Genomic DNA, 16,604 nt, shown 5'->3' on the forward strand with positions numbered 1-16,604 from the left:
CTTACCCACTGATAATAAATGGATATCCATGCTGTTGCGGGTATAATGGACAGCATGGATATCTCCGCTCTCTCGACCACAAATGACATCGACCAACTTCGCACTCTGGCTTTTACCATGGTGCAGTCACTCATGGCTCGAGATGCACTTATCCAGGAAAAAGAGCACCGTATCCGGTTGCTTGAAGAAGCATTGATGTTGGCGCGTCAACAGCGCTTCGGACGAAAAGGTGAAGCCCTCTCTGGGCTACAGCGTTCACTCTTTGAAGAAGACACTGACGCCGATATTGCCGCCGCTCAAACCCAGTTGGACGCTCTATTACCCAAAGACCGGTCAGATGAGGCTGAAAAGCGTTCAACGCCCGTCCGCAAACCGCTGGCAGAACACCTCCCTCGTGTTGAGCAAGTGATGGCTCCCACATCAGACCACTGCCCTGATTGTGGGCATACGCTGCGCTTCATGCGTGATGAAATCAGCGAGCGGTTAGATTATATTCCGGCCCGCTTTGTCGTTAATCGTTATATCCGTCCCCAATACAGTTGCGATGGCTGCCAAACCGTGGTCTCTGCTTCCCTGCCTGCGACTCTCATCCCCAAAGGGCTGCCTGAGGTCGGATTGGTCACACAGGTTGTGGTCAGCAAATACCGGGATTACCAACCGCTCTATCGTCAACACCCCATCTTTACCCGCAGTGGTGTGGACATCCCTGTCAGTACGCTGGCCGGTTGGGTCGGTACTGCGGGTGTTGCACTGGAGCCACTGGTTGCATTGATGCGTCTGGAATTGCTGAAAAGAACGGTGTTACATGCCGATGAAACTCCGCTGCTGATACTGGATGCCAAACAGGGGGGCAAAGCCCGCAAAGGTTATCTGTGGGCCTACGTCAGTGGGGAAAAGACGGGACCCGCCATCGTCTGCTTCGACAGCCAACCCGGGCGAGCAGCGAAATATCCACAAGCGTACCTGAGCGGCTGGCGTGGTAATCTGGTGAGCGACGGCTACGCCGCCTATCATCCCCTGAACAATGGGGGTGAAGTCGTCAACGTGGCCTGCTGGGCGCATGTGCGGCGGGGCTTTGCGGACCTGTTCAAAGCGAATCAGGATCCGCGTGCAGAAACAGCCTTGAAGATGATTGGCCAGCTTTATAAGTTGGAAAAGAGTATCCGACACCGACCGGTCGATAAAATTCGGCAGTGGCGACAACGGTACTCGAAGCCCAGGCTGGAGGCCTTGTGGGTCTGGCTGGCGTGCCAGGTTAAAGCTTGTGCGCCGGGTTCGGCGTTATATAAAGCTATCCAATATGCGCTGAATCACAAAATCGCACTTTGCCGGTTCGTGGATGATGGCGAATTACCGCTGGACAACAACCGGTGTGAGCGCGCCATCAGGCCAGTGGTGATGGGGCGGTCGAACGGGCTGTTTGCGGGGTCATTGGCGGCGGGTCAACGCGCAGCCAACATCATGAGTCTGCTGGAAACCGCGCGGCTGAACGGTCTTGAGCCGTACGCGTGGTTGAAATCGGTGCTGACGCGTTTACCGGAATGGCCGGAAGAGCGCCTGCACGAACTGTTACCCTTCGCAGAAAACACCTTCACCGACTAACCGGTTCTGTGCCATGCAGAACCAACCTCTTACGTCAATGTGAGTTCACCGTACTATTACGATTCAGTGAGTTAACGTTAAAGTCTATTTCCGTCATCACAGCTCAAGTTCGGCAATCAGCGTATCGAGATCTATCGTCTTCCCGTCGCCCTGAAATCGGTAATGTCCGTTTAGCAGGATGTGCTGCCAGGCAACCGATGATATCCGGGTGAGCAGTTCCACTGCTTTGGTGTTGCCACTGGCTTCGTGCTTTGTCAGCAATCGGTAAGCGTCGTTAAATCCCCACAGTGATCAACTGCGGGGTTTAAGGTAGGGTGATTTTCCAGGGCAGGAGCGCGTCCCAGTCGAGCTTCTCCTCCGGCGATTTTAGCTCCGTCAGCACAGCATGAAGATAGTCATACGGGTTCAACCCGTTGATTCGCGCGCTTTCCACCAGGCTGTACAGCAGCGCGCTGGCGTGCGCGCCCGCTTCCGTATGGGTAAAGAGCCAGTTCTTGCGCCCGATGACGAACGGCTTGACCGCACGCTCTGCTCGGTTATTGTCGATGCCCAGACGTCCGTCTTCCAGGTAGCGCATCAGCTTTGGCCACTGCTTCTGGCAGTAACCGATCGCCTTGCCCAGATAACCCTTCGGCAGCACCTCGGTTTTCGCCAGCCAGCGGGCGAACTCCTCCATCAGCGGCTTCGATTCGCCCTGCCGTCGTCGGTAAACTTCCTCCGGCGGCTTGCCCTGACAGGCTTTCTCTATCCGGTACAGCTTCTGGATATGCGACAGCGCCCACACTGCCTTGCCCACCTTCGCGTTCGGCTGGGCCCCCTGCGCTTCTTCGAACTTGCGACGAGCATGCGCCATGCACCCGACCAGCGTCGCCTCCGTGCTGTGGTAGCCCGCGTAGCCGTCAACCTGCAGATAGCCGCGGTATCCCCTCAGGAACTCCGCCGCGCAGCGACCGCTGCGCGAGTCCTGATAATCATAGTTTTGAGCGCTATATCTCGCTTCGCTTTAGCATTCATCATATCCAGACCTCCGGCTATAGTTAGGGAGGGGCGGTTCAATGTTCCTGACGCATTGAGAGACGTCGTGTTTTCTTCCATTCCCGGTAACAGCGGCAGAAGTGGGATCACCACGGGTGACATTTAGTTCATTGAAAACTGCGATCTTGCCCCGCCCTACATACGGCACTAAGTTGAAGTTTGTATATGAAAGTCTATAATAGAGAGCCCCTGCGGCCTATCCAGCGATACGCCCGTAAAATCGATACCCTCCAGATCGTTCGAAAATCTGCTCCCGTCAAGAGCCGTTACTTCAGCATGATGGTTTCGGATGGCGTGTGCAATGAAGTCCACCTGCTGCCTATCCAGGAATACCCCCGTGAAATCGATGCCCTTCAGGTCTTCCGGCAGTCTGGCCCCGTAAAGAGCCATTGCTCCAACCTGACCGTTTCGGATGGCGCGTGTAATGGAGTCCACCTGCTGCCTATCCAGCAATACGCCCGTAAAATCGATGCCCTTCAGGTCTTCCGGCAGTCTGGCCCCGTCAAGAGCCGTTACTTCAGCATCACTGTTTCGGATGGCGTGTGCAATGAAGTCCACCTGCTGCCTATCCAGCGATACGCCCGTAAAATCGATGCCCTTCAGGTCTTCCGGCAGTCTGGCCCCGTAAAGAGCTGTTGCTCCAACCTGACCGTTTCGGATGGCGAGTGTAATGGCGAGCACCTGCTGCCTATCCAGCAATACGCCCGTAAAATCGATGTCCTTCAGGTCTTCCGGCAGTCTGACCCCGTAAAGAGCCGTTACTTCAGCATCACTGTTTCGGATGGCGTGTGTAATGGAGTCCACCTGCTGCCTATCCAGCGATACGCCCGTAAAATCGATGCCCTTCAGGTCTTCCGGCAGTCTGGCCCCGTAAAGAGCCGTTACTTCAGCATGATGGTTTCGGATGGCGTGTGCAATGAAGTCCACCTGCTGCCTATCCAGCAATACGAACTCAAAATCGATGTCCTTCAGGTCTTCCGGCAATCTGGCCCCGTAAAGAGCCATTGCTCTAACCTGACCGTTTCGAATGGCGAGTGTAATGGCGAGCACCTGCTGCGTATCCAGCAATACGCCCGTGAAATCGATGCCCGCCAGGTTTTCCGGCAGTCTGGCCCCGTCAAGAGCCGTTACTTCAGCATGATGGTTTCGGATGGCGTGTGCAATGAAGTCCACCTGCGGCCTATCCAGGAATACCCCCGTGAAATCGATGCCCTTCAGGTCTTCCGGAAGTCTGGCCCCGTAAAGAGCCATTGCTCCAACCTGACCGTTTCGGATGGCGCGTGTAATGGAGTCCACCTGCTGCCTATCCAGCAATACGCCCGTAAAATCGATGTCCTTCAGGTCTTCCGGCAGTCTGGCCCCGTCAAGAGCCGTTACTTCAGCATCACTGTTTCGGATGGCGTGTGTAATGGAGTCCACCTGCTGCCTATCCAGCGATACGCCCGTAAAATCGATGCCCTTCAGGTCTTCCGGCAGTCTGGCCCCGTAAAGAGCTGTTGCTCCAACCTGACCGTTTCGGATGGCGAGTGTAATGGCGAGCACCTGCTGCCTATCCAGGAATACCCCCGTAAAATTGATGTCCGCCAGGTTTGGCGGCAGTCTGGCCCCGTAAAAAAGAGCCATTGCTCCAACCTGACCGTCTCGGATGGCGCATGTAATGGATCGCACCTGTTCCGTATCCAGCGTGGCTTGTTGTTCCGGTGTCAACCAAGGCTCTGACCACCCTTTCAGAACAGACAGGGACTCTGAAGTCTCCTGTACATCCGGATAACACAGCTCACCATCCCGAGAGAACAGCACCGGGTGGGAATCCTCAGACAGTTTAAACTGCTGCCGGGTCTCCTGTGGCAGGTTTTCGTACAGGATTTTCAGCGTTGTGCCGCCCTCCTCTCCCCCCATCAGTTCTGCCACCCCATCTTGGGGGCAGGCTGCCATCACCACAAACGGCAGCGACAGATGGCGCAGTAATTCCGGCGTATTCGCGGCATTCAGGAACTCCACCCTCCCAGTCAAAAAAACGTCGCTGGTATCCGGACAAATCGCCATTTCTTCCCCGGTCAGGATGATAAGCCCCTCAGGAACGGTGTTTCGCGCCAGCAGACGGGCCAGGGTGTCCGCTGTCAGGGTTTCCAGTTCAGTATAACCACACTCAGGAGCCAGTCCGGTATCTTGCAGTATCCGGGCAAGCGTCAGGGCTGCGCAGTCGTATGCCTTAGCGTTCAGCCTGACGTTACTACGGGAAAACACACTAATGACACCCAGGGCAGCCGCATCCCGTCGGTTATCTGCAGTATCGCTCAGGCCAAAAAAATCCTTGAAGCGCTCCCAGAGGGATAACGTCGGGAAAGTGTCCCGGAACCCGATTATGGCGGCATGCAGTAATGCCTCATTATTCTTATTGATGCCCTGTTCAAGCCCTTTCTGCAACAGGGAAATGGCAGTTCCATCCGGAAGGGAATCCAGCCCCGGAGGCAATCCGCCCGCCCGGCTGTTCCCGGTGACACTGATATTCGTCATACAATAACCTCGGTTTATCCGTCGTTTCAGCTGAGTGTTAGTTATAGATGTCCATCACCTGTCTATGAAGTCCTCAGCCACGTCAAAGCAGCATCACTGCCACGTGACCCTTACCTGAGTCCAGGCTTGAAAAACGTGAACGTCTTTAACATTCCACTTAGGCATATTGAGGAATAACTATTTGGGAAATGGTTTGTGGTGGTTCCGTGACCATCCCCAGTAATTTTCCCACAGAGACAGGCTCAGCACCTGTCCGGGCGACCATTGTTTCATTGAGGATAGGATGTGATTCTTTGAATAAATCGTCACCCAAAACCAATCTCAGCCCCATACGGTGTGGCGCCACAATGTATTTCATATCAGTATCCGCTTCTGCTGTACCATAGCCATGAAGAAACAACTCATGAAGGTTATTGTAGGGATACTGCTTAAAAGCCTGCTGGGCCACCTCACCCCTAAATTCTGTACTCCCCTTACGATTGCTCAGGCGTAAAGGGAGTTCTTGACCATCACAATGGAATATTGCATCAAACAAACGTGGTTTGTCGGGTACCGGCCGAATTTCGGTGAAGTTCTCCTTACAGAAACGCGGATCGTACAAGTGCATCTGTAAATACACTCGAGAAGTTCCTTCTTCCTCCAGTGATCCTACTGGGGATTCAATATCAGAAATACACTGTATTTGCCCCTGCACATAACCTTCAGTCCCGATGCTAAGGGCATTAAATTTCGCCATATCTTGCTTAACTCCCCATACCGCCTGAGCCAGTAAGAAGGGTTTATGCTTTTCAGCGGATTCAGTTATAGGGCCAGACTCAAAAATCGGAGCATTCCCAATCAGCAGAGAATACTCCCAGCAGCCCGCCTTCTCTGGTGATTGGGACACTGTTGCACCGAATTCATTGGCATGCTCGGCATTAGCAAACGAAGACAGTCTTTGAAATCGTTCCAGTTGATACAGAGGATCGGTTCCAGATTGAGCATTAGTTATCGACTCGAACAGTGACTTGATAGCTTTACGGTCATTACCCAGACAAAAGAAGTCGCAGAATTTTGCCCATAACCCGCCTCCTTGAGTAGCATACGCTTCCCTGGCGGAATTCGCCTTCAGTACCTGATTAAGACGATTTTCATCCATATTAACGGATCTTGTACCAACATTGAGTTGCATGTTGACTGTTGCCATAACGACCTCCTAAGCGAAACCTACACTATTGTTAATCTATACATTAACGCATACATCAAAGTTATTTCTTTCAAAAATAGCTTATAGGGGACCAGGGTGAGTAGACGGCTCTGTCGCATTAGCGTAGAGAAGTTAGCAAAAGTGGCGCTGCCGGTTATTTAGGCAGCCAACAGATAAAATTGTTCCGCAGGTGACAATCCCTCACTTTGCGGATGTTGATATTGCCCTTTACGTATCATGTGGATCAATTCGATGCCAGCTAGGGGCGTCTGTGCCCGCCGGAACAATTTGAATCCCAGCATCAGGTGTATCCGACGTTTAATATTTCGGTGATCCTGCTCAATCCATCAAAATCAGCAAACCGTTATCCAGTCGAGCTGCGTGAACGCGCTATAAGAATGCTTCTGGAGCAGCGCAGTGAATACAAATCTGAACACGCAGCTTTCAATTCCATTGCCCCTAAAATTGGGTGTAACCCCGACACGTTAAGGGCCTGGGTGCGTCAACATGAGCGTGGTTCTGGTGCCAGTGCCGGTGAGAACAGTCTTACGACCAGTGAGCGTCAGCGTTTAAAAGAGCTGGAGCGTGAGGTTCGTGAACTCCGTCGCAGCAACGATATTCTGCGTCAGACGTCAGGCCAACGGCACCGGGGTGAAGACGTTGCTTTACTGGAGAAACGGAAATCGGTGTATGAAGCGGCAAAAATGCGAACTCCGCATCGCTGGTCAGGGCAGACAAGAAACTGGAGTTGGCAGGATGAAGTGTGGCTGAATCCGGAGCGAGAAACCCTCGCTGCATGATCTAATAGAGGCGACAACTACTTTGACACGCACCGATCTCAGGTAACTCTTTGGGGATGATAGACGTAGGCAGGGGGCAGAGACGACAGTCTGACAGCCATCGCAAAGCTCTTGTGCGAAAGATGGGTACCGAAGCCCAGAGTTGTCCACCCTTATCCTTTACAACGCTTCTACGCCAAACTCCCGAGGTAAGAGCCGGATGCGTTAGCTGCGCACGTCCGGATCTATACGGGGGGCGGAGGGTAACCTCCGTCCTACCGCGACCGAAAAAATGGGGTGGTAACCTGATTGATCAACTGGATAAGGCTCGGTTAATTTGAGTATTTAAGGAGATAAAATGTCACTCAATGTGGGAAATGGATATTTCTCTGCACATATTAGTGCCGAAAGATTGTCCGCCATACGGAATAATACCCTCCCTCCGGAAATGAGCTTATGGGAGAAAATCAAAGATTTCTTCTTTTCCACGCATCAGAAAGAGGCTCTGGCATGCATCTATAAACTTTACCATTATCGAGATAGAGGGCAGGAGATAACGCCAAATGAAGTTCGGGATACTTTTAACAAACTCAAGGAGTTGGCCTCCCCAGGATGGAAAGGTAATTTCAGTCTCAGCAGTAATGGTAGCTATGATATATGTAATATCAAAGGAAAAAATGGCGAAGCAGTTCTGTCGTTAATAATAACACCTGATGCAATAATAGACTATGAAACAATATGGTCAGTGTGGGAAAATGACCTCCTCCCAGTAGGGGAGGAACGCCGTAATATTGCGGTGAAAAGAATGCGTAAATGTTTGATAAATAACACATATAATCTTAATTTGAGCTGGTTAAGGCTCACTTCCTTACCGGAGTTTTTGCCAAGGAATATTACGACACTGAATGTCGACCATAATCGACTGACCTACTTGCCGGCGCTGCCGCAAATGCTGATGGATCTGCAGGCTTGCGATAACCAGTTGACCTATCTACCAGCACTGCCGGCAACTATGATTTACCTTCATGCCAGCAATAACCAATTGACCTACCTGCCAGCACTACCGAGAGCGATGACTTTTCTGAATGTCGACAATAACCGACTGACCTACTTGCCGGCACTGCCGCAAATGCTGACGGATCTGCATGCTTGCCATAACCAGTTGACCTATCTACCAGCACCGCCAGAAACGATGATTTACCTTCATGCCAGCAATAACCAACTGACCTGCCTGCCACCATTGTCGGGTGTGATTACTTTTCTGAATGTCGACAATAACCGACTGACCAGTCTACCAGAGCTGACAGTGACTCTGAATTTTTTGGGGGCCAACCATAACCAACTGACCTGCCTGCCAGCACTACCGAGAGCGATGACTTTCCTGAGTGTTCACAATAACCGGCTAACTCATTTGCCAGCACTGCCGGAACCGATGATTTTTCTTGATGCCAGCAATAACCTCCTGACCCATCTGCCGCAGTCTGATTTGGCTTTGGCAGAAACAGTAAATATTCATATTGAAGGCAATCCTCTTCCACAATATATCCTCCAGCGTTTTAATGATCTCAATTACAGCCATAATAGTATGAATGAGCAGGAGTCTAACGACTCGCAGACCCCAATCCCAGATGTTCAAGAAACAGTGCCTTTGCATAAGTCTGTCCCAGACTGGCTGACACTGACTGCGGAACAAAAAAACAGCATGACAGAAAAATGGACTGCGTTGGCAACGGAAGATAACGCCGACGCTTTCAGTCAGTTTCTGAGCCGTCTTGGAGATGCTCAAAGCGCCGCAACTCGCCCGGAATTTAAGGCATCTGTGGCTGCCTGGTTGACCAGGCTGGCGGATGACGACAGCCTGAGGGAAAAAACATTTTCCGTGGCGATGGGCGCAACGACCAGCTGTGACGACAGGATCACGCTTACATATAATCAGATGCAGAATGTGGCACTGTTACATGATGTTGAAAATGGGCACTTTGACACAAAACTGCCAGAACTGATTTCTGCGGGCCGCGAAATGTTTCGTCTGGAGCAACTTGAGCAGATTGCCCAGAACAAAGTAAAAACACTCGCTATGGATGGCAAAAACGTTGATGAGGTTGAGGTTTATCTGGCATTCCAGAATCAACTGCACAAGCCTCTCGAGTTGTCGACCACGACGGAAAACATGCTCTTTTTAGGCATTTCAGGCGTAACGAACAATGATATCCAGGCCGCTGAAATGACAGTAAAAAGAGCAGAAAATAGCCAGTTCAAGGATTGGTTGGCACAATGGAAACCGTGGCATAAAGTGCTGGAGCGTATAGAGCGAGACACTTGGGAGGATGCCATGAATGAGCGATTACAGGCTTATGAAAATAAGTACGCAGAGCGGGTTAGTGCTGAGCTGGCAGGCCTTAACATGAGCTACGACCCCGATGCAGAACGCATAATTGGGTTGAAGATTATGAATGATATGGACAAGAGTTTTTATAATTCTGTGACCGATAAAGTCCTGACTGACAGGGCGCTCGCGAGTATTCTGAACGAAAAGTGGGAAATTGAGCCTATATAGGAGATTGTGGTGCGACACGAGTCTGTTCCTGTGATTGTTTCAGCCAATATGTGCAGTAATCAGTGCGGAGAAACCTGCTGTCTCACCAGCAGTTTCCTACCCGACTCTGCGCTGTGATAAGGCGTGATCTTTCAGTGGGTAAAAATCTCCCCGGCAACTGTCGTTTCAGCCGGTAGCAGTCAAAGCAAACAAAGCGGCTTTGTCGCATTAGTGACATGAAGTTGGCCAAAGTTGCGTTGTCGGTTATTTAGGCAGCCAGCAAATAGAATTGTTCCGCGAGTGACAATCCCTCACTTTGCGGATGTTGATATTGCCCTTTTCGTATCATGTTGCTCAGTTCGATGCCGGCCAGGATCGTTTGTGCCCGCCGAAACGATTTGAATCCCAGCATCGGTCGACTCCGACGTTTGATATTTCGGTGATCTTGCTCAATCAGGTTGTTCAGGTACTTACTTTGCCTGACGGTAATCGCTTCCTCATCGGGTTTGTCGGCGTTGAGCGTGGCCAAAGCTGCGGTGTTAGCCCCACTTTTATCGATAGTGACAACCTCGGGTTCGCCGTGATGGCGAATAGCCTTGCGAAAGAAGCGTAATGCGGCTGCAGAGTCCCGTTTGGCGGTCAGCAAAAAGTCGATGGTGTGACCTGCTGTATCGACCGCCCGATACAGATACTTCCACTGGCCTTTGATTTTGATGTAGGTTTCATCCATGCGCCACCGCCGACCTACTGTGTGCTTGTGTCGGCGAAAAACCTTATCTAACAACGGTACCAAGCGGATAACCCAACGATGCAGAGTGGAGTGGTCAACAAGAATACCGCGCTCTGCCATCATCTCTTCGAGGTTACGCAGGCTCAGGGCATAAGCGAGATACCAGCGAACACACTGAGCGATAACATCAGTGGGGTAATGCAGGCGACGGAAGGCTTTTCGGATGAGAGACATGGGCAGGCAACATCGTAAAAAAACAGCATGTTACCTGACGACGCCTTAATGCGACAGAACCCTATAGTGACGCCGGATAGATTTAAGCCAGCCCATCATAAATCAAAATCAGTGTTGCAAAAATGGTCGGGACCATAGATTCAGGCGCAGCTATCATGAATAACGTGGCATTCATCGGTATTGGTGAATGGGGAACAGGGCGTTTTAGCTTACTCTCCCCCTATTTTTGCCACAGCACCCTATATTTCCCGTTAATCCCGCGAGATTATTCAAATTAACAACATGACCACTTTAAATTAGCTATTTCACCTCACGGTATTTTCTATTCCATTACACCCTCATCAAAACACACGTATATATTCAGTGCCTCATCATAATTCCATCAGGAACAATAAGCCGCCGCACGGCATTCTGAGGCCAATACAGTTATTGCTGGCAAAAATCCCCTCAACACGCGTCAAAACAGGATAGCCACGACGCCCCGGACGATGCACGCAAACTCTCTGTTTTGCCTTCGGGGCGCGATGCGTGAGCAGCCGAGCCCTCTATTGTTGATCCCCGGTGTTATTCAGACTTCACCGCCTCTGACAGGTTTTTATTATGACCCCACATGCTTCCCCGCGCGCTGCGCGCTTTCGCATCAATCCCATGGCCTGGCTGACCATTGTCACGCAGGTTGCTTTCCCGCTGGCGGTGGTCTTTACACCGTCAATGGTCATTGCCGGCAGTGAGAAGCCGGTTCAGGCGCCGGATATGCCGCACACCGCTTCGGTGTTTTCTGCCGACCAGGCTCCCGCCGCTTCGGACTCGGCACTGGCGCGCTACGCCCAGACCGGTGCCGCCGCGCTGGCCAGTGGGGATGTCGCCAAATCCGGTGAACGCCTGCTGCGCTCAGCCGCCAACAACGAATTTAACAGCGCAGCCCAGCAGTGGCTGAGTCAGTTCGGTACTGCCCGCGTTCAGTTGAACGTCAATGATGACTTCCACCTTGATGGCAGTGCCCTTGATGTGCTGGTGCCCCTTTATGACAATCAGACCTCCCTGTTGTTTACCCAGTTGGGTGCCCGAAATAAAGACAGCCGCAATACCGTCAACATCGGGGCGGGGGTGCGCACCTTCCACAATAACTGGATGTATGGGGTCAATACCTTCTTTGACAACGACCTGACCGGCAAGAACCGCCGGGTGGGGGTCGGGGCCGAAGCCTGGACCGATTACCTGAAGGTCTCGGCCAATAGCTATTTTGGCACCACCGACTGGCATCAGTCGCGGGATTTTGCCGATTACAATGAACGCCCGGCCGATGGCTACGATATTCGGGCGGAGGCCTATCTGCCTGCGTATCCGCAGCTGGGCGGCAAGCTGATGTATGAACAATACCGCGGCGAAGAAGTGGCGCTGTTTGGCAAAGACGAACGGCAGAAGAACCCGTCAGCGGTGACGGCTGGTCTCAGTTACACCCCGGTTCCGCTGCTGACCGTGGGGGCAGAACACCGTGCCGGTAATGGCGGTCACCATGACAGCCGTATCAACCTGCAGTTGACCTACCGTCCGGGCGTCTCCTGGCAGTCCCATCTTGACCCGTCAGCGGTGGCCGGTAGCCGTACCCTGGCCGGCAGTCGTCATGACCTGGTGGAGCGTAACAACCATATTGTGCTGGATTATCAGAAGCAGGAACTGGTGCGGGTGACCCTGCCGGGGCAGGTCAGTGCCGAGGCAGGCTCAACGGCGACGGTCACCGCACAGGTGAGCAGTAAATATGGGCTGTCGCGAATTGAGTGGGACAGTGCGAGTCTGGTGGCGGCGGGTGGGGCGCTGACGACGGTGTCGCCACAGGCAGTGGCCATCACGCTGCCGGCCTATGCACCTGCCAACAGCAATACCAACAGCAGCAATATTCACACCGTAGGGGCTATCGCGTATGACCGTCAGGGCAATGTGTCGTCACGGGCGACGATGCAGGTGACCGTGATACCGGGCACGGTCATTGCACCGCAGTTGACGGTGACCACGGACAACGCGCCGGCCAACGGCATCTCCACCAATGGGGTGCAGGCGACCGTAACGGATGCGAACGGGAGTCCGGTGGCCGGTGAGGCCGTGACGTTCAGTGCGGGCAACGGGGCCACCATTACCACCGTGATTGGCACCACCGGCGCAGACGGTAAAGCCACGGCGACATTGACCAACACCACAGCAGGCACCGCCACCGTGACGTCCAGCCTGAGCAACGGGGGCAGCGCAACAGTGAACACCACCTTTGTGGCGGTGCCGACATTACCGTTTACGGATATCGCCGTCAACGGAGCGACATTCACGGTTGATGCGGGGTTCCCGAGTACCGGCTTTACCGGGGCAGAATTTACGTTAAATGCTACCGGACAGGCGAGTGACTACACCTGGAGCAGCGACAGTAGCTGGGCCACGGTGGACAGCACCGGTAAGGTGAGCTTTACGCAAAAAGGCACTGCTACCCCCGTGACCATCACCGCCACACCGAAGTCAGGCGGCGACCCGCTGAGTTATACCTTCAGGGTAACTGACTGGTTTATCAACAATGGCGACACAGGAATGACCTGGAGTGACTCTGCCGCCTGGTGTACGGCACAGGGGGCAACGCAGCCAGCAGTGGCCGGGTTAACGCTGGGTTATGACACCCGCGGTGTCAGCTCATTGTGGTCGGAATGGGGCGACATGGATAACTACGGTGGTTCCGGTTTCAGCAGCTACGGCTATTGGACGTCTGAGGCCAATGGTGATGGCTACCACTACGTCGTCGACCTGGACGATGGCCTCGTCGACAGACTCAACGACCGCTTCAGCACCTATGTTGCGTGTCGGCAGGGTCTTTAGCTTTTAGTTTTTAGGCTTTAACCTTGGGGTTGTTGGTGTTAATTGTGTTTTTATGGGCATTCAAGATGGACAGTATTGTCAAGCTGCCCATCAAGGGCGCAGAGACTGGGGTAGCGGCTATCAGATAAATTGTCGCCAATACTTTCTGCGATTTTAAAACCCTGACCGCCGACAACGGCTCTGAATTCGCCCACCGCAACCAGTGCGACAGATACTGTGCCACCCGGACCTGTCGCTGTGACGCGCTCAGGTGGCGGGTCTGCTCATAAAGCCGGCGCAGTTTCTGCAGCATGTTGTTCACGGCACGGGGGGCGGGGTCACCGCCCTCCTTGTCATTCAGCCAGAACCCCATCCAGTCCGTTCCCCTGGCGATACGCCCGATGAACGTTTTTCCCGGATGCTTTATGAACCCGTGGCACGTGAGGAACTGGTTTAACACTTTTACGGCCCGACGCAGGTGATGCCGCATAATTGGGGGCGTCAGTGTACCAATAGATTCAGTCAATCAACTCAACCCGAATAAGTGTGCAATCACTACTTGGAACTTCAATGTCAAAACCATCACTGCCTCTAACCCAAACCATAGCCTCACCATCATCCCCATCTTCACTGGGTTTATTGGTCAATAATTCATACTCTTCATTATCAATCATCACCAATACTTTGGTTTGCAGAGGCTGCACATTCTGATTGCTTACCAGTCGGTTAGACGTGATTAGAGATTCCTGAGGCTCAGTCGGCTGGGTGTTGGCTTCATTATGACTACCGTCAATAGCAATTACAGTTTGCTCTATACCAATAATCTGTGGGGTAGCCGTGATGACGGGCTCCTGAGGCTCCGTCGGCTGAGAATTTGAAGTGGGAATGCCACTCTCTGTCGGTATTTGGCTCTGGTTTTCAGGTGACTTTAGTGCATTGTCATTCAGGGGTTCGGTCAGCTTGATTTTCCCTTTAGCAATATCCAACCATTTCTGGGCTTCAGGACGCCCCAATCCACCTTGATCTTCAGCTTGGGCAATAAGTTGTTCAGCAGATTCGGGACTAATCTTGTACAATTCTGAAAGAATATTGAGAGTCTCAACATAGGTGACAATATTTTTGTTATAAAGCTCAACGACAGCTTCAGGCATTTCCAGCAGTTTCAGATGTTTTGAGACAAAGGGCGATTTTTTTCCGATACTCTCGGCAATATCAACAACTTTCATACCTGCTTGACGCAAATCATCAAATGCTTTAGCCAGTTCCAAGGCAGTTAGATCGTTTCGGGCCACGTTCTCAACTAACTGACCAATAATACGATCATGGGTAGTCAAGCCCTTAGCTAACGAACGGTCGACAAATGCTCTTACTGGCTCATTATTAAGCTTACATGCTCGCCATCTTCTCTCACCAATATAGATACAATATCTGCCATCTTCATCAGCAGGGAATACGGTGATCGCTTGCTTTTGTTTGCCGCCTTTTAGCGTCTTGGCCAGGGCCTCTATCTCTTCAGGGTCAAAATAGGTCCGAACCTGTGGATTTGAGTAGATTTTGCTGGTATCCATCCAAACGACTTCTTCCACATCTTTCTTGGGGCGAATCAGTGAACCCAGCGCAGGGGTCTTATTGTTATCTGCTCGAGCAGCGGCGGCGAATTTATTCTTGCTCATCATCATTCTCCTGATGTTCAATCCTGGTCATAATCTCTTGGGCAAGATCGGTAAATTGCATCGCAGGTTCCGAAGCCGGTGCGTAATCCAAAATAGATTGTGCTAATAACTGTGCCTCACTGATCTTTGGTGAAGTCCCAATAATGGGCTTCATCAGTAAATCGCCATATTGCTCATCCAAAGATGATAAATAAGCATCTTGAATATTCAGCAATTTATGTTTGGTTCTATTCACGAAAGTGGCCTTGTTAATCACTACCCCCAATAATCGTAAGTCGTGGTCGAACTGACTGATGGTATTATTGGCAGTGGTAATTTGTAGGCGAATGCCTTTCTTAGCGAAACGAGCGAGTTCTGTTGGGATAACCAACCAATCAGATGACCGGTGTGCTGCTGCCAACAGATTACCAAAGGAAGGTAAGGTATCGATAATGATGATATCAAAACAATCCTTAACCTCCTGAATTCGTTTATGAAATATATCGACCACTGATAGATTATCACTTTGAGTCTGGGCCAAATCTAAACTGGAACCAATCAAATACAAGTTATTGCTAATGCGCAGAGGTCTGAATGTCTTATCTGGCGTAAACATATTCCAGACATGCGATACCCCTGGTACAAATATCTCCGCATCGATCTCTGGTTCAATTTCCAAAGGAAACGTTTCATCTTCACGGAAAAATTGCTCAGTAAGGTTTGCCTGAGGGTCCATATCGATGGCCAATACCTTATAGCCTTGTTTAGCGTAGGCAGCTGCTACATAAGCCGCTATAGTGGTCTTACCTACCCCACCTTTCTGGGCAGAAATTGCAATGACCTTTTTACGCGGTTTATAAGTATCATCTGGCTCAGCAAAAATTTGACCGACTTGAATATCAAATTCATTTTCAATCTTGGCAATCAACTCTTCCGGCATAACACGGAAATTAGAGCTTCCTTCAGGCGCAATATAAGATTTCAAAGTCCTCAGCGGAATACCAAGACGATCTGCAATCGTATCCCAAGTAACTTTACCGGCCTTTAACTTCACTTTTCTAAGTAAAAATGCTTGTGGGGTCATTCTAGGCGACATTTTTAATCCTTTCATTAAAAGGCCCTCACAGAACTGCCATTGTGCCGAATGCCAAGCATGGCCATAGACACAGATTTATTAAAAGGCTTCAGTTCGCGCTGTTGGGTCAGCTGATTAATACGGGCTTTGATTTTCTCTTTATTGATCTCGCCAAAAAAAACACAAAGATCTTTATTTTTCATGGCAGGTACTCGTACATGCTCACTTTTTTTAACTTGGGAATATCGCAGAGCAAGTGCTAGAATACTGTTCTGGTTCATCGGGCATTCCTTCTCTCGTTATCTCGATGCGAAGTGGAGGCTGTGACTCTTGCCGGGGTACAGCCTCCAAACCGCTGTGTTCTTTTCGTGTGCTTGATTCACGCATAGTACACGCAAAGGACACGCACCATCAAGACCTAATCAA

The 16,604-nt window shown here is 51.4% G+C and carries 12 protein-coding genes and 2 pseudogenes; 4 read left to right on the forward strand and 10 right to left on the reverse strand.

Features of this window, described 5'->3' with window-relative positions; translation table 11 throughout:
* The first annotated feature begins 18 nt into the window (after nt 1-18).
* The gene (locus A6J66_000895; GenBank protein ID PNM27259.1) at nt 19-1,602 is read left to right on the forward strand and encodes an IS66 family transposase; all 1,584 of its coding nucleotides are present in this window, start codon (nt 19-21) and stop codon (nt 1,600-1,602) included.
* Nucleotides 1,603-1,906: 304 nt separating this feature from the next.
* Here A6J66_000895 and A6J66_000900 read toward each other — a convergent pair whose 3' ends face one another.
* The 5 genes and pseudogenes from A6J66_000900 to A6J66_000920 form a co-directional block, all read right to left on the reverse strand.
* Nucleotides 1,907-2,455: a hypothetical protein gene (locus tag A6J66_000900; protein ID PNM27260.1), complete on the reverse strand. Its 549-nt coding sequence runs from the start codon at nt 2,453-2,455 to the stop codon at nt 1,907-1,909.
* Nucleotides 2,456-2,529: 74 nt separating this feature from the next.
* Nucleotides 2,530-2,739, reverse strand: a complete 210-nt coding sequence (locus A6J66_000905) for a hypothetical protein (protein PNM27261.1) — start codon at nt 2,737-2,739, stop codon at nt 2,530-2,532.
* A 45-nt stretch (nt 2,740-2,784) separates the two neighbouring features.
* Complete coding sequence (locus A6J66_000910; protein PNM27262.1) at nt 2,785-5,154, reverse strand: hypothetical protein; 2,370 nt, start codon at nt 5,152-5,154, stop codon at nt 2,785-2,787.
* A gap of 157 nt (nt 5,155-5,311) precedes the next feature.
* Nucleotides 5,312-6,340, reverse strand: a complete 1,029-nt coding sequence (locus A6J66_000915; protein ID PNM27263.1) for a hypothetical protein — start codon at nt 6,338-6,340, stop codon at nt 5,312-5,314.
* A 158-nt stretch (nt 6,341-6,498) separates the two neighbouring features.
* Nucleotides 6,499-6,684 (reverse strand): annotated as a pseudogene (locus tag A6J66_000920) (IS6 family transposase).
* A 54-nt stretch (nt 6,685-6,738) separates the two neighbouring features.
* Between A6J66_000920 and A6J66_000925 the strand changes: the two are divergent.
* Nucleotides 6,739-6,975, forward strand: a pseudogene (locus tag A6J66_000925) (IS3 family transposase).
* 502 nt (nt 6,976-7,477) lie between these two features.
* Nucleotides 7,478-9,676, forward strand: a complete 2,199-nt coding sequence (locus A6J66_000930; GenBank protein PNM27264.1) for a hypothetical protein — start codon at nt 7,478-7,480, stop codon at nt 9,674-9,676.
* 247 nt (nt 9,677-9,923) lie between these two features.
* Here the strand turns inward: A6J66_000930 and A6J66_000935 are convergent, their stop codons facing one another.
* Nucleotides 9,924-10,619: a DDE domain-containing protein gene (locus tag A6J66_000935; GenBank protein PNM27265.1), complete on the reverse strand. Its 696-nt coding sequence runs from the start codon at nt 10,617-10,619 to the stop codon at nt 9,924-9,926.
* 648 nt (nt 10,620-11,267) lie between these two features.
* Between A6J66_000935 and A6J66_000940 the strand changes: the two genes are divergently transcribed.
* Complete coding sequence (locus A6J66_000940; protein PNM27328.1) at nt 11,268-13,472, forward strand: hypothetical protein; 2,205 nt, start codon at nt 11,268-11,270, stop codon at nt 13,470-13,472.
* A gap of 10 nt (nt 13,473-13,482) precedes the next feature.
* On the opposite strand, the gene A6J66_000945 is transcribed toward A6J66_000940, so the two are convergent.
* The 4 genes from A6J66_000945 to A6J66_000960 form a co-directional block, all read right to left on the reverse strand.
* Nucleotides 13,483-13,824: a hypothetical protein gene (locus A6J66_000945; GenBank protein PNM27266.1), complete on the reverse strand. Its 342-nt coding sequence runs from the start codon at nt 13,822-13,824 to the stop codon at nt 13,483-13,485.
* 145 nt (nt 13,825-13,969) lie between these two features.
* Nucleotides 13,970-15,130 carry a hypothetical protein gene (locus A6J66_000950; GenBank protein ID PNM27267.1) on the reverse strand — a complete coding sequence of 387 codons (1,161 nt, stop codon included), beginning with the start codon at nt 15,128-15,130 and terminating at the stop codon, nt 13,970-13,972.
* Nucleotides 15,111-16,214, reverse strand: a complete 1,104-nt coding sequence (locus tag A6J66_000955; protein ID PNM27268.1) for a hypothetical protein — start codon at nt 16,212-16,214, stop codon at nt 15,111-15,113. The genes A6J66_000950 and A6J66_000955 overlap by 20 nt, the downstream gene beginning before the upstream one ends.
* On the reverse strand, nt 16,214-16,459 hold the full coding sequence (locus A6J66_000960) for a hypothetical protein (protein PNM27269.1): 246 nt from the start codon (nt 16,457-16,459) through the stop codon (nt 16,214-16,216). The genes A6J66_000955 and A6J66_000960 overlap by 1 nt, the downstream gene beginning before the upstream one ends.
* Between the last annotated feature and the right edge of the window lie 145 nt (nt 16,460-16,604).

The sequence above is a fragment of the Yersinia enterocolitica genome, from assembly GCA_002082245.2.
Lineage (GTDB): Bacteria > Pseudomonadota > Gammaproteobacteria > Enterobacterales > Enterobacteriaceae > Yersinia > Yersinia enterocolitica_E.

Bases quoted from the DNA above. Each gene is read 5' to 3' on its own strand.
- A6J66_000895 (PNM27259.1), top strand. From the start codon at position 19: ATGGATATCCATGCTGTTGCGGGTATAATGGACAGCATGGATATCTCC.
- A6J66_000900 (PNM27260.1), bottom strand. From the start codon at position 2,455: ATGGCGCATGCTCGTCGCAAGTTCGAAGAAGCGCAGGGGGCCCAGCCG.
- A6J66_000905 (PNM27261.1), bottom strand. From the start codon at position 2,739: ATGTCACCCGTGGTGATCCCACTTCTGCCGCTGTTACCGGGAATGGAA.
- A6J66_000910 (PNM27262.1), bottom strand. From the start codon at position 5,154: ATGACGAATATCAGTGTCACCGGGAACAGCCGGGCGGGCGGATTGCCT.
- A6J66_000915 (PNM27263.1), bottom strand. From the start codon at position 6,340: ATGGCAACAGTCAACATGCAACTCAATGTTGGTACAAGATCCGTTAAT.
- A6J66_000930 (PNM27264.1), top strand. From the start codon at position 7,478: ATGTCACTCAATGTGGGAAATGGATATTTCTCTGCACATATTAGTGCC.
- A6J66_000935 (PNM27265.1), bottom strand. From the start codon at position 10,619: ATGTCTCTCATCCGAAAAGCCTTCCGTCGCCTGCATTACCCCACTGAT.
- A6J66_000940 (PNM27328.1), top strand. From the start codon at position 11,268: ATGGCCTGGCTGACCATTGTCACGCAGGTTGCTTTCCCGCTGGCGGTG.
- A6J66_000945 (PNM27266.1), bottom strand. From the start codon at position 13,824: ATGGGGTTCTGGCTGAATGACAAGGAGGGCGGTGACCCCGCCCCCCGT.
- A6J66_000950 (PNM27267.1), bottom strand. From the start codon at position 15,130: ATGATGATGAGCAAGAATAAATTCGCCGCCGCTGCTCGAGCAGATAAC.
- A6J66_000955 (PNM27268.1), bottom strand. From the start codon at position 16,214: ATGAAAGGATTAAAAATGTCGCCTAGAATGACCCCACAAGCATTTTTA.
- A6J66_000960 (PNM27269.1), bottom strand. From the start codon at position 16,459: ATGAACCAGAACAGTATTCTAGCACTTGCTCTGCGATATTCCCAAGTT.